Annotated in this window: 8 protein-coding genes, 2 tRNA genes and 2 pseudogenes; 7 read left to right on the top strand and 5 right to left on the bottom strand. The window is 52.0% G+C overall.

The annotated features are described in order from the left end of the window. The first annotated feature begins 640 nt into the window (after positions 1-640). From A1830_RS08190 to A1830_RS08165, 7 genes and pseudogenes are all read left to right on the top strand, one after another. Complete coding sequence (locus A1830_RS08190; RefSeq protein ID WP_067704295.1) at positions 641-859, top strand: DUF3375 family protein; 219 nt, start codon at positions 641-643, stop codon at positions 857-859. Next, entirely contained in the window at positions 856-2,253 is a 1,398-nt protein-coding gene (locus A1830_RS08185) for a DUF3375 domain-containing protein (protein WP_231877589.1), read from the top strand. Before A1830_RS08190 ends, A1830_RS08185 begins: the two co-directional genes overlap by 4 nt. A 5-nt stretch (positions 2,254-2,258) precedes the next feature. Continuing rightward, complete coding sequence (locus A1830_RS08180; protein ID WP_082804121.1) at positions 2,259-3,008, top strand: DUF4194 domain-containing protein; 750 nt, start codon at positions 2,259-2,261, stop codon at positions 3,006-3,008. Beyond that, positions 3,005-3,832, top strand: a pseudogene (locus A1830_RS23925) (ATP-binding protein); the annotation flags it as partial. The gene A1830_RS08180 and the pseudogene A1830_RS23925, both read left to right, overlap by 4 nt. Before the next feature lie 1,116 nt (positions 3,833-4,948). After that, entirely contained in the window at positions 4,949-6,295 is a 1,347-nt protein-coding gene (locus tag A1830_RS23920) for an SbcC/MukB-like Walker B domain-containing protein (RefSeq protein ID WP_369815699.1), read from the top strand. A gap of 1 nt (position 6,296) precedes the next feature. Further along, entirely contained in the window at positions 6,297-7,445 is a 1,149-nt protein-coding gene (locus A1830_RS08170) for a DUF3322 domain-containing protein (RefSeq protein ID WP_067704292.1), read from the top strand. Beyond that, entirely contained in the window at positions 7,427-9,616 is a 2,190-nt protein-coding gene (locus tag A1830_RS08165; protein ID WP_369815695.1) for an RNA-binding domain-containing protein, read from the top strand. Before A1830_RS08170 ends, A1830_RS08165 begins: the two co-directional genes overlap by 19 nt. A 200-nt stretch (positions 9,617-9,816) precedes the next feature. Here A1830_RS08165 and A1830_RS22565 read toward each other — a convergent pair. From A1830_RS22565 to A1830_RS08145, 5 genes and pseudogenes are all read right to left on the bottom strand, one after another. Then, positions 9,817-10,038 (bottom strand): annotated as a pseudogene (locus A1830_RS22565) (transposase); the annotation flags it as partial. 411 nt (positions 10,039-10,449) lie between these two features. Continuing rightward, positions 10,450-10,525 (bottom strand) — tRNA-Phe (locus tag A1830_RS08160). A 19-nt stretch (positions 10,526-10,544) separates the two neighbouring features. Next, positions 10,545-10,617: transfer RNA gene (locus A1830_RS08155), tRNA-Phe, on the bottom strand. Positions 10,618-10,727: 110 nt separating this feature from the next. Next, positions 10,728-11,306: a transcriptional regulator gene (locus A1830_RS08150; protein WP_067704289.1), complete on the bottom strand. Its 579-nt coding sequence runs from the start codon at positions 11,304-11,306 to the stop codon at positions 10,728-10,730. 60 nt (positions 11,307-11,366) lie between these two features. Then, positions 11,367-13,214 carry a protein-disulfide reductase DsbD gene (locus A1830_RS08145; RefSeq protein ID WP_067704288.1) on the bottom strand — a complete coding sequence of 616 codons (1,848 nt, stop codon included), beginning with the start codon at positions 13,212-13,214 and terminating at the stop codon, positions 11,367-11,369. Between the last annotated feature and the right edge of the window lie 183 nt (positions 13,215-13,397).

The following is a 13,397-nucleotide window of genomic DNA, read 5'->3' as shown; positions in this document are numbered from 1 at the left end:
ATCATAGAGAGACTGAGCGGAATAAGCTATCAGGAGTGCGGGGGAAGGTCATCGGAACACGTCAGGTAACAACGGAGAAGCGGATGCGCCACAGGAGCCAGAAAGCAAAAACCCCCGCCTGAGCGAGGGTTTGAAATGATGGTGCCCGGACTCGGAATCATATCCACGACTAACACGCTATTTGTCATTAGTTTTATTAGCATTTCTCTCAAACAGTACCCCCACTAAGGCCCCATGAAAAATCAGTTTTATTTTGTGATGGGTAACACGAAAAATCGGTGTTTAATTAACTCACTCCCCCACTCTTACGACACATAATTTGTTCCATATCATAAAACTCACCCTTGTTATGAAGCAGAATCATTATTTTTTATCGTAGGGAGTTAACACAATTTCCGCGTTTTTCCACCACGTATTCTTGCATCTTGCTTTATAAAGTTACTCTGGACGTCCTCAGTTCATACTTTAGCCCAAACTTGTAGCACACAGATTCCGGTATTTCCCTGATAATAGAGAAAAGTCGCTGGAGAAAATATTGTGATAAAAATCACAAAGTAAGGCAGGCTACTGGAGAAAAAGCCCGCAACGGCGAATTATCGTAGTCTGTGTACCTCAACCAGCATTTTGAAGGCTCTGCTACATGGAAGAAAATACAAGGCAGCGTACGGAAAAGTATATTTCAGCAAAAAATCAGCATCCAGCCTGGATACTTCTTGCCACCCGCCGTGCCCCGCTGGTATTGAGTTGTCTGAAAACGCTTTTTGAAAAATCACATGATGGTATCCCCTTTGAGGAAGCTATTCAGTCTCTTACCGGCATTCTTGTCGAGCACGTNCCCGCCGTGCCCCGCTGGTATTGAGTTGTCTGAAAACGCTTTTTGAAAAATCACATGATGGTATCCCCTTTGAGGAAGCTATTCAGTCTCTTACCGGCATTCTTGTCGAGCACGTGAGTCAGGAACAGTATGACATTAATCAGGACAATCCATCTCTTCAGGCCGGTCGTGAACTGCGGGAATGGATTAAACGCCGTTTAATTGTCGAACGGGATGGCCGTATTTTTGCTACCGATGCGCTTGAGGTCGCGATTACGTTTGTTGAGTCTCTGGATAATCGTTTCATGACCTCTACGGCTTCCCGTTTGTCCATCGTACAGCGGGAAATTGAAAACCTGGAAACCCGACTTAATCCTAATCCGGCAAACCGGGTTTCAACCTTACGTCGTCGTATTGCCGAACTGGAACGTGAATTACAGGAGGCAGAAGCCGGGCATATTGAGGTGCTGGAAACGCATCAGGCGGTTGAACATATTCGTGAGGTCTTCAATTTAGCTTCCAGCCTGAGGGCTGACTTTCGTCGCGTGGAAGACTCCTGGCGCGAGGCCGACCGCGCGCTTCGGCAATCTATTATCGGCGAGCAGTATCATCGCGGCGATATAGTAGAGAGCCTGCTCAACGATCAGGACGCGCTGCTTAATACGCCTGAAGGCAGAGTCTTCGACAGTTTTCAGCAACAGCTCCGCCAATCAGCTGAGCTAACGGCAATGAGCGAGCGACTGCGCGTAATCTTTAGCCATCCTTCCGCTTCCGATGCGCTTAACCGTCTACAGCGGCACGATCTGCGCTGGCTGGTTAAACGCCTGGTCGATGAATCGCAATCTGTACTCCGGGCTCGTGCCCGTAGCGAGCGCGATGTCCGCGGTTTTATGAAAACGGGTCTTGCTGCTGAACACCACCGCGTTGGTCATCTGCTTAACGAGTTTCTGAATCTGGCGTTAAAACTCGACTGGCAGCGCCAGATGATTCGTAAACAAGAGGTTCCGCTTCCTGCCGTTGGTGTGGCGGTAACAGGCATCCCCGCTATTGAACGTTTACGTTTTAAAGAGGTAGATGATGAAGCGGAACAGACATTGGATCTCAGTAATCATGCGGCGGATTTAACGCAGATTGGCGATGATTTCTGGGATGCTTTCAATGGCCTCGATCGTGAGGCGTTGATTCAGCAGACGTTGCAGCTTCTGGCAAAAGAAAATCGCCCCGTTGGTCTGGCTGAACTGGCGGCGCTATTGCCCCCGGCTCACGATCTCGAAACCTTCGCCGTCTGGATTGGCATGGCGAGTGAAGCGGGCATTGAGGTTATTGATTCACAACGCGAATTCGCTGAGCTGAGTGATAGGGAAGGTCGCCGCTGGCGATTTAATCTACCCACTACCGGTCTGGAATGTCAGGCATTAATGGATATTGATTGGGAGTAGCAGGTATGGCCGGCTTTTTTGACAGGCTGATTAACCGGAGCGTTACTACAAATGCAGGCAGTGAACCAGAACCATCGAACGAAGACGTTACCGATGATTCTGTTGAAGAAAGTGCGGCCAGTAGCGAAACGCGAACGCTGAAAAAAATACGCGAAGCGACTCAGGAACTGCTTAAATACGGCCTGCTGGAAGAGGCCAGTAAACCTAATCTGTATCGCGTCGTACTGACCCATCCTGAAGAGGTTACTCGCATTCTGGAACCTCTCGATCTGGATATCGGCATTGATGAGATCCGCGGTCTGCTGTATGTCAAAGTCAGGCTTGACGAAACGCCAGAGCAGGATGAATGGTTACACCATCTGGTGAGACGGCAACGGCTTAACCTGGAACAATCATTATTGGTTGCCATATTGCGCCAGCATTTTGTTGCCTGGGAGCAAGAAAGTGGAACTGGCGCCAGCCAGGCGCAGATCGCTATCGACGATCTCCTCCCTCAGCTCCAGATTTACCTTGGCGATCCGGGGAGTGAATCAAAAGAACGCACCCGGTTGCTTACCTTACTGGATCAATTAAAGGGGCATGGGCTGGTCACGTCGCCGGATGCGCATGAGCGGATCCTGATTCGTCCGATTATTGCTCATCTTGCCGACCCGATGAATCTTCAGGCATTACTGGCATGGCTACGGGAACAAATTGTTCAACCAACCTCCCCTGATGATTCGTTAGAAAAGGAGAGTAGTGAGGAGGACGTATGAATCAAATAGCGCATCTGGCTGGAAAGGAATCTTTTATTCTCATTCGTATCGAGTTGTTCAACTGGGGCGGTTTTCATGGATTGCATCAGGCAGCAATCCATCAGGAAGGTACCGCCGTTATTGGTCCAACCGGGAGCGGAAAAACGACGCTGGTCGATGCCTTAATTACGCTACTCTGCGCCAATCCCCGCTACAACCTGGCTTCAACCGGGGGACATGAAAGCGACAGGGATCTTATCTCTTATGTCCGCGGTGTATCCGGACCCGGCGATGGTGGTGAGGGGCAATCACATATTGCCAGACCGGGGAAAACCGTGACCGGCATCGCCGCTACGCTGGAGCGTGAAGGGCGGCAGGTCTGTATGGGGACGCTATTGTGGTTTGATTCCACCAGCTCCAGCGCGGCAGACTTGAAAAAGCTGTGGGTGTTTAGTGATAACTCCACACAGACGCTGGATCACTGGCTGAATATCTGGCATGACGGTGGAGCACGGCTGTTGAAGCAAATGGAAAAAGAAACGACCGGAATCTGGATTTGGCTGAACAATAAAAAGCAGTATCTGGCGCGCCTGCGGGATTTCTTCGAAGTGGGGGAAAACGCATTTACGCTGTTAAACCGGGCCGCAGGGTTAAAACAGCTAAATAGCATTGATGAGATTTTTCGCGAGCTGGTGCTGGACGATCACTCCGCCTTCAATCGTGCAACAGAATTGGCCAATAGTTTTGATGGTCTGACAGAAATTCATCAGGAGCTGGAAACGGCGCGTAAACAGCAGCAGTCCTTGCAACCTGTCGCCCTGAGTTGGGATAAGTACCAGAAGCAAGAGCGACAACTTGCTGACAGGCAGGTGCTGGAATCGCTGTTGCCCATCTGGTTTGCACAACAGGCAAGCCAGCTCTGGCGGGAAAAGATTGGCCTCCTTAACGCTGAGCTTGGTGAGGCGGAAACCAGCGAAGAACAGATCCAGTCACGGCTTGAGTTGCAAAAAAAGGTGGTTAGCGACTGTATGCAGCGCTATCTCCAGGTCGGCGGCGCCAATATCGATGAACTGAACGAGCGTATTAAGGACTGGCAAAAAACGCTCGGCAGTCGAGAGACTGTGGCGCGCCAGTATCAACAGCTGACCCACAATCTTGGATTGCCGCCTGACCTGAGCCAACCACAGCTGGAGGCGAATCAGCATGAAGCCGAGGCCCGATGTGAGCAGTTTGCCGATGATATAAAGTTGAAACAGGAAGAGGGATATCAAAAAGGCGCGCTCAGCCATCGCATTACTGAAGAACTTCGGGAACGGGAAACTGAACGCGCCGAGATCGCGTCTCGTCCGGATTCTAACCTTCACGCATATTATCAGGCGTTTCGCAGCGAGCTGGCAAAAGCGCTGAACGTTGATGAATCTGAACTGCCTTTCGTCGCTGAACTGATACAGGTTAAACCGGAAGAGGCGCAATGGCGCGGTGCGATTGAGCGCGCTGTCGGGAGTAACAGGCTGCGTATTCTTGTTGCGCCTGAATCTGCACAGGAAGCGCTGCGCTGGGTAAATCAGCGCAACAACCGTCTGCATGTGCGGCTAATGGAGGTCAAATTACCGCACTCTCCCGCCCGGTTCTTCGACGATGGCTTTGCCCGCAAGCTGTTGTGGAAAGAGCATCCGTGGCGAGAAGCCGTCAAAGCATTACTGGCAGAAATCGACAGGCATTGTGTTGACAGCCCTGAACAATTGCGTGACACGCCTCATGCTATGACGGTTGAGGGGTTAATGTCTGGTAAACAGCGTTTTTATGACAAGCAGGATCAGAAACGCCTTGATGAAGACTGGCTGACGGGATTCGATAACTGCGATCGCCTAAACTTCCTTGCCAAAGAAATTGCCGCGCTCCAGGAGCAGGTTAAAGCTGCAAACGAGGCATTTGAGTTTGCGAAAGGCGAAGTGGGGCTTTTGCAAAATCAGGCCATTTCATTCCAGAAAATACAACAAATTGACTACGATAGCATCGATGTTCCCGGCGCAAAGAGTCAACTGGAGGCGCTCAAGGAACGGCTTGAGAATCTGATCGGCCCGGATTCTGACGCCAGCGTAGCGAAAGCAAAACTTGATGAGGCTCAAACGGTTGAATCTGAACTTGATAAGCAGCTCAGAGCTGCCAATAAAGTCACTAACGGGCTGGATACCGAGCTCACCTTCGCCCGGACCGCAGAACGTAAGGCCCAGCAAACCGCGCAACAAGGTATGCAGGATGAAGAGCGAGAGTTGTGCGCGTCACATTTCCCGGCGGTGCCTCTGGAACAACTGCCCGACATTCGCGATCTGGAACGTCAACATGAGCGGGGAATTCAGCAAGAAATTGAGGGTGTTAAAGGTGAACTGCATCGACTGAACATTGAGTTGACCAAACGGATGTCTGAAGCTAAACGTGTGGATACCGGGGCGCTCGTTGAGGCAGGGGCTGATTTGGACGATATTCCTGTCTATTTACAGCGTTTGCAGGAACTGACCGAAGAAGCCCTGCCGGAAAAGCTCAACCGCTTCCTTGACTATCTTAATCGTTCATCTGACGACGGCGTAACGCAACTGCTCAGCCATATCGATCATGAGGTGCTGGTGATTGAGGCACGCCTTAGCGAACTCAATGAAACCATGTTCAGGGTCGATTTTCAGCAGGGTCGCTACCTGCGTCTGGATACCAAAAAAGTTGTCCATGAAAGCCTGCGCACGCTTGAAAAAGCGCAGCGTCAGCTAAATGCCGCCCGGTTTGTTGATGATAACGGTGAGAGCCATTATAAGGCCTTGCAGGTGCTGGTGGCACAACTTCGGGATGCCTGTGAACGAAACCGTACCCTGGGAGCGAAAGCGCTACTGGATCCCCGTTTTCGTCTGGAGTTCGCCGTGTCGGTGATGGATCGCCAGAGCAAAAGCGTGATTGAATCACGTACAGGCTCACAGGGCGGTAGCGGTGGAGAAAAAGAGATTATCGCGTCTTACGTGCTGACCGCATCACTTAGCTACGCGCTATGCCCTGCGGGGAGTCGTTATCCGCTTTTCGGCACCATTGTCCTTGATGAAGCCTTCTCCCGCAGCTCTCATGCCGTGGCGGGCAGGATCATTGCCGCGCTTAGAGAGTTTGGCTTACATGCGGTATTTATCACCCCTAATAAGGAAATGCGCCTGCTGCGTGACCATACCCGGTCGGCGATTGTCGTCCACCGGCGCGGTCAGGATTCAAATATGGCTTCGCTGAGCTGGGAAGAGCTGGAACAACACTACCAGCGACGGGAGAACGCGTAGAATGTATTCTCCTGATGAACTGCGTGAAAAGCTTGCCCGGCAGTGGAATAACGCAAAGCTACGGGCTGAGCGCTTACTTCCACCCGGTAACTGGCCGCTCTGTCTGCCCATTGGCAAACCTTCCGCTAAAATATTCGCAGAGCAGGCTCAGCGTGTTTTGCATCACGTGCAGTTATGGCGGCGAGTCGCAGTTGGGCGTGTGGAATGGGAAGAGGTGAGTTATCGGGCAAGCGACGGATCGGTATCAATGCCGTTGTGCTGGATCCTGAACGGCCCTTCTGACTGGATCAACGCCGCGGCGGATCCGGCGGTGAGTCGGGAATTTCGCTTGCTGGAGGGAATTATTGAGCAGGTTGATCCCATTTTTCATTCGCTGTTGGTCAGCCATCGTTCGCTCTGGCGGCATAAAGATCCGCAGGACATCATCAGTGCTGTCAGGCTGGCCTGCCGATTAGAGCCGGGCTGTGCAAGGGGGCTACCGTTAAGGCTGCTTTCTGGGCAAGGGGTGGATACCAAATTTATTGAGAATAATATTTCGTTATTAATCCGACTGCTGGATGTGCGTTTTTCAGGGGAAGCCAGCGAGCAGGGATTAACGACTTTTCTTGATGCTTTTGATGAGTCCAGCCACTGGGTTTTGGTTGTGCCATTATCGCCCGGCTTGCTCCCTTTTAAAAAATGCCGGGTAACGACGGCAGAACTGGCGGAAACAACATTGCCCGCGTCGCGTATTCTGGTGATTGAAAATGAACAGTGTCTGCATCAACTTCCAGCGTTATCTGACACTATCGCGATTTTAGGGTGTGGCCTTGACGTGCAATGGTTATCCAGCTCTGTTCTGGATGAAAAACGCGTTGCTTATTGGGGGGATATGGATAGCTGGGGGCTACTGATACTGGCGAGAGCCAGGCGCTGTCGTCCGATGCTTGATGTCCTGCTCATGAACCGTGAGTTGTTTGAGCAATATGCCAGCCATAGTGCCGTTCCTGAACCGGTAAAAGCGCAGCAAGCAATACCTGATGGCTTGGTTAATGAAGAGTCCGATTTTTATCGCTACTTGACCCGCTTGCCGCGTGGTCGTCTGGAGCAGGAATTTTTGCCTGCGGCGATAGTTGAAGAGGAACTGGTCATGTGGCAGAAAGGATTATAAATAAGGCTGAAGAATCCGTCAGTACCCTTAGCAATCTACCGGATAATCGGGAGATGCGGTATGATATAGCCGAATATTTTTCAGCCAGAGGAACCTCTATGCCTTTGCAAATAAAAGACATTATAGATCTGCAAACCCTTGTCGAGTCGGAACAGGTAGAGTTCAAGCTGGCAGGGGGGAAAGACGGCAAAGGCGAGTTACCGAAAGACTTCTGGCCCACCTATTCCGCAATGGCGAATGGTCGGGGCGGTTGGGTAGTTCTCGGTGTAAAAGAACAGGCTGGAAAATTTACACCAGTTGGTATTTCTGATCCAGAAAAGATTAAGACCGATCTGTTTAATCAGTTAAACGATCGTGATCGGGTCAGTGCGAATGTGCTGAGATCAGAAAACGATGTGCAACAGATCTCTTTGCAGGGAACGGACGTTCTGGCGATCCATATCCCACAGGCGATGCGCAAACAAAAGCCGGTTCACCTGAAAAAGTCCCCATTTGGTAACACCTATCAACGTCTGCACGAAGGCGATCGCGTTTGTGATGATATGACCGTCAAGCGGATGCTTGCAGAGCAGATCCACGACAGCCGCGATAATGAAGTGCTTTCCGAACACTATACCTTTCAGGACGATATCGATCTGGACAGCCTGAAAGTCTATCGCAATCTGCTATCGGCAAATAACCCGCAGCATCCTTATCTGGCCTGTGAGCCGTTTGAACTATTTAAAATGGTTGGTGGATGGCGTAAAGACAGGGAAACCGGAAAAGAGGGCATAACGGCGGCTGGCATTCTCATGTTTGGTAAATGGGATGCGATTATTGCTGCTGCGCCTAACTACATGGTGGATTACCAGGAACGCCCCGAAGCTAAAACGGAGCTGCGTTGGGTGGATCGGGTATGTCCGGACGGTACATGGTCAGGGAACTTGTTTGATTTTTATCGCAAGGTATACCAAAAGCTGGTCGCCGATCTTAAAGTCCCCTTTACGCTTGAAGAGGGTCAGCGCAGAACGGATACGCCAGTACATATCGCATTGCGTGAAGCGCTGGTCAACACGCTGGTCCATGCTGATTTTACCGACCGTGTTTCTATTCTGATCGTCAAACGTCCCGACATGTTTGGCTTTCGCAACCCCGGCTTGATGCGTCTGCCGCTGGAGGATGTCATTGCGGGCGGCGTCAGTGATTGCCGCAACAGGTTGCTACACCAGATGTTTTTGCTTATTGGTCTGGGTGAGAAAGCAGGTTCAGGGATGCCGAAGATTTTCAGTGGCTGGAAATCGGCTAATTGGCGAACCCCTAAACTTTGGGAAAAAACGTTTCCTGCACAGACGCTATTAGAGCTTTCTACCGCTAGCCTGATCCCGCAGCATGTTCTGGATGACCTGCATCAGCGATTTGGCGAGACCTTCGATCTGCTTGATGATTTTGAACAGGTGATTGTTGCAACGGCGGCGATTGAAGGCTGGGTCAATCATGAACGCGCCTGCCAGTTAACAACCCGCCATTCCCGCGAAGTCACGTTGACGCTCCCACGTCTGGAAAGTAAAGGTTTTCTGGTCGCAGGTGGTGAGCAGAAAAATAAATATTACACCTTACCCGGCGTATCGGTCATGACGCCGGATGAGGTTTTCTCGTTAGGTGCGGTTGTGAGCTCCACACATAACGAAGGGGACACCACATATAACGATAAGAGGTCCACACATAACGAGGAGAGCTCCACATATAACGAGCAGAGGTCCACACATAACGAGTTGAACTCCACATATAACGAGCTGAGGTCCACACATAACGAGGAAAGCTCCACATATAACGCTGAGGACGATCAATCCACGTCCCGGGATGAGTATGGACGTTTGCTTAACCGCTTTATCGATAGACCCTATATTGATGATGTTGACAATCTCACCGAGGCTTTCCGTAATTCGTTGTTTACATTAGCAGCGGTTCCGCGTGAAAGGCTGCGTCTGGGGGATAAAGCGCTGATGAAGAGTGTGATTCTGAATGTGTGTCAGGGGCAGTATATTTCCGTTGCTGCGCTGGGGCAGATCCTTAGTCGTAACCCTAATGCGCTGCGTCAGCAATATTTGAAACCGCTGGTGGAGCAAGGGGAGCTTAAGCTGGCGTTTCCGCAATATAAGAATGACCCGAAGCAGGGTTATAGTGCGGTTTAATGCTATATCTGGTCCATATCATTCGTACGATATTCAGTAAACGTGTGCCTCGTGTCGTTTGGTTTTAACACACTTTGTAAGGAATTAATATGTCGATAAGATGGGAAAAAATCAGGAGGTTTAACAGTTCTCAAAATAATGCTTTTGAATAACTCATCTTTCGGTAATCCCCCCATTTTTAACGGAGGTGATAAGTAGAATCAGATCGTGCGTTGTCTATGCTGCGTCGGCGTGTAGCCATTCAGCGCCATATTCGGACGTTCGTGATTATAAAACCATTGCTATCGAGTGGCATAGCTCTGCAACGCATCCAGTGATGTAAACAGGTGCTGCCCCAGCCCGTCATAACGCACCGTCCGGTTATATCGCTCAATATAAGCATTCTGCTGAGGTTTACCAGGCTGAATAAAACGCAGGGTTAGACTGCCCCCACAACTATAGGGCAGGATCGTCTACCGGGGTGGTGTCAGTCCAATCGGCATCAGTGAGTGTCTGCTCTGCGGCCAGCTGTTTTTCAGCCAACCTGAGCATCATGTCTATCTGGATGATTTTGGCGGGTGCACGTTCCCTGGCTTCCTTCACGCCTATGGTATCAGGGTGAGCTTGATTTCACGTTTTTAAGGATGTCTTGCAGGTGTTTGGGGACGGCTTTACGGACGAAGTAAACGCCAAATCTGTTCTTAGTTGGCTGTATCATAATGCCCATTTGGACCACCTTTCTGTAACACCGGGAAGCGGGGCCGGAGGAAGATTAAGAGAGGTGACTACTGACAAACCAACAATTTATTGAGCCAGAAAGCAAAAACCCCCGCCTGAGCGAGGGTTTGAAATGATGGTGCCCGGACTCGGAATCGAACCAAGGACACGGGGATTTTCAATCCCCTGCTCTACCGACTGAGCTATCCGGGCAACGGGGCGCATTAAACCNTGCCCGGACTCGGAATCGAACCAAGGACACGGGGATTTTCAATCCCCTGCTCTACCGACTGAGCTATCCGGGCAACGGGGCGCATTAAACCGTAAAGGCCGTCCTTCGTCAACGGCTTTGTCACAAAAATCCGTTAAAACCCGTTTGAGTGACTGCTTTTCACCCAGCCTGGCAAAATATTGCTCAGGTGAGTGCGCCATTCTTACGGCATAGCGCAAAATTCAGCACATCTTCTGCAAGCAGGCGTGCAATCTCCACTTCCTGCACCTTACGCTTTACCAGCAGGCGGCTAAGGCATCCTTCGAGGATCAGTTCCATCTGATGGGCGACCAGCGTGGGATTATCCGTTTGTAGCTCACTCAGCAGATCGTGCGTGTACTGCCAGGATGCGCGCTTTTGCTGGTCAGCGACCTGATGAATAGGGTGTTCGGGCTGGGGATAAAAGCTACACGCGGCGATAAACAGGCAGCCGGGATAACGGTTATTGTTTACGGCTTCGGCCAGCATTTCATAGCGGGCCAGCAGCTTTTGCTCGGGTTTGAGCGTCTCATCCAGCAGCAGTTTGCGCCGCCAGGTATCAACCTGCTGGCTGTGATATCGCAGGGCGTCATACAGTAATGCCTCACGGTCCGGCCAGAAACGTTTGATATCCTGCTCCTGACACGCCACGGCTTCTGCCATCATGGCAAAGGAAGTGGTGGGGGCCAGGCCATTTTGCTCGAGTACACTCAGTGCATGCTCGAGTACCTGTTCACGTTGCAAGTGACTCTCCTCTTGTATGCATTTTTCCGGCTTCAGCCGGAAATCATTTCCCAGTGTCGTTTACTGCGTCAGTTTCTGCAAATGCTGCTGGAATGCCGGGGCATCCATATAGCCCGCAATGCGGGAATGCGGGATCTCATGGCCGTTGGCATCAAAAAACAGGATAGTCGGCAGGCCGCGTACCTGTAGATGCTCAAGCAGCTCACGCTCTTTGGGGCTGTTAGCCGTGACATCGGCCTGAAGCAGCTGTAATGCACTCAGCCGGGTCTGCACCTGTGCATCGCGGAAAGTGTATTTCTCGAACTCTTTACAGGCAACGCACCAGTCGGCATAGAGGTCGAGCATGGTGATGCGCCCGTTAGCCTGCTGTAAAGACGCGTCGAGATCCTTTACATCATCAAGCTGCGTGAAGCTGAGATGCGCGGTCGTCTGAGGGGCGGTACCAGGCCCGAACGCCCAGTCCTGCAAGGGGCGGGCGACGATCAGCGCCGCCGCCAGCATCGCTATTTGTCCCGCTCTCAGCCAGCCATGCGAAGATTTCAGGCTGATAAATGCCCAGGCAAAGAACGCAACGCCCAGCCCGCTCCACAGTCGTAGTCCCCAGGCGTCGCCGACGATGCGTTCGAGCAGAAAAACCGGCAGGGCGAGAATAACGAAGCCAAAACCCTCTTTAACGGTCTGCATCCAGATACCGCTCTTAGGCAGCAGGCGGTTACCAAACAGCGTTACGGCAATCAGCGGCAGCCCCATGCCGAGCGCATAGAGATAGAGCGTCCCGGCACCGGCCAGCATATTGCCGCTCTGGGCGATATAAAGCAGGATCGCGCTGAGCGGCGCGGTGGTGCAGGGAGAGCAAATCAGCCCTGCCAGCGCGCCCATCAAAAAGACGCCGGGCAGCGAGCCGCCCTGCTGACGGTTACTCCACAGGGTCAGACGCGTCTGTACCGATGCGGGAACTTGCAGGGTAAACAGGCCAAACATTGACAGGGCCAGCAGGGTGAACAGCACCGCCAGAGCCATCAGTACGATCGGTGACTGCAACGCAGCCTGAAAGCGCAATCCCGCTGCGGCGACGATGACGCCCATCACCGTGTAGGTCAGCGCCATACCCTGTACGTAGGCCACGGCCAGCGCAAACAGGCGCAGCAGGGAGTACCGACGACTGCCGCCGAGGATGATCCCGGAGATAAGGGGATACATCGGCAGTACGCAGGGGGTAAACGCCACGCCAATGCCGATAAGTAGCGCCCACAGGGCGGAGAAAGGCAACGCGCTGGCACCAGCAGGTGAAGAAGGATGTGCAGCAGCATTAGCGGTAACGTGTACCGCATCAGCAGGCGAAGAGGGATCCGCCATACCGTTAGCGTTAGCGTTAACGTTTTTCGTATCCGCAGGTGAAGAGGCAATCGCAGACGTCTTTAGCGGCGCACTGGATGCCTGCGAGGCTGAGGCAGAGCCGCTGCCAGCAGCCAGCACCGGATTCAGGGGAACGGTACGCGTCTCCGGCGGATAACAGAATCCTGCCGCCGCACATCCCTGGTAGGTGACGGTAATCGTGGCGCCCTTATCGGCCCGCAGCAGCTGTAGCGGTAGAGTAAGGTTCTCGGGGTAGATCTCGGTTTTACCGTAGAACTCATCCTCATGCGCTTTTCCTGCTGGCAGTACCCAGTCGCTGAGGGTCGCGCCATGTGCAGTAATGCTGATCTGCTGACGATAGAGATAGTATCCGGGCTTAATCTGCCAGCTAAGGGTTAACGTGTTTGCCTGCTGAGAGAAATCAAAGCTAAACGCCTGATTAACCGTGCCAAAAGGCGTTTTAGCCGGACTGCTGAACAGCGATGGGTTAGCGACCGGGCTAAGCAGGATCGTTAACAGCAAAAAGAGTAATGTGGTAATACGCTGGGCCATAGGATGAAACCGCTCTTTCCATGTTTAATTAAATAACAACCGGCGTCCGGGCGTGGTTGTGGGCGCACGTTGGGTAATCCGTATACGGATGCAGCGCACTATATCATGACGTCGGGTCAGGAACATTTTCAGGATGTAACGCGGTTAAGCGGGAAAAAAGAGAGGGCCAGAAAGTTCCGGCCC

Source organism: Erwinia sp. ErVv1 (assembly GCF_900068895.1).
Lineage (GTDB): Bacteria > Pseudomonadota > Gammaproteobacteria > Enterobacterales > Enterobacteriaceae > Erwinia.
Note: the sequence above shows the minus strand (reverse complement) of the source record. Positions and strands in the feature narration are given on the sequence as shown.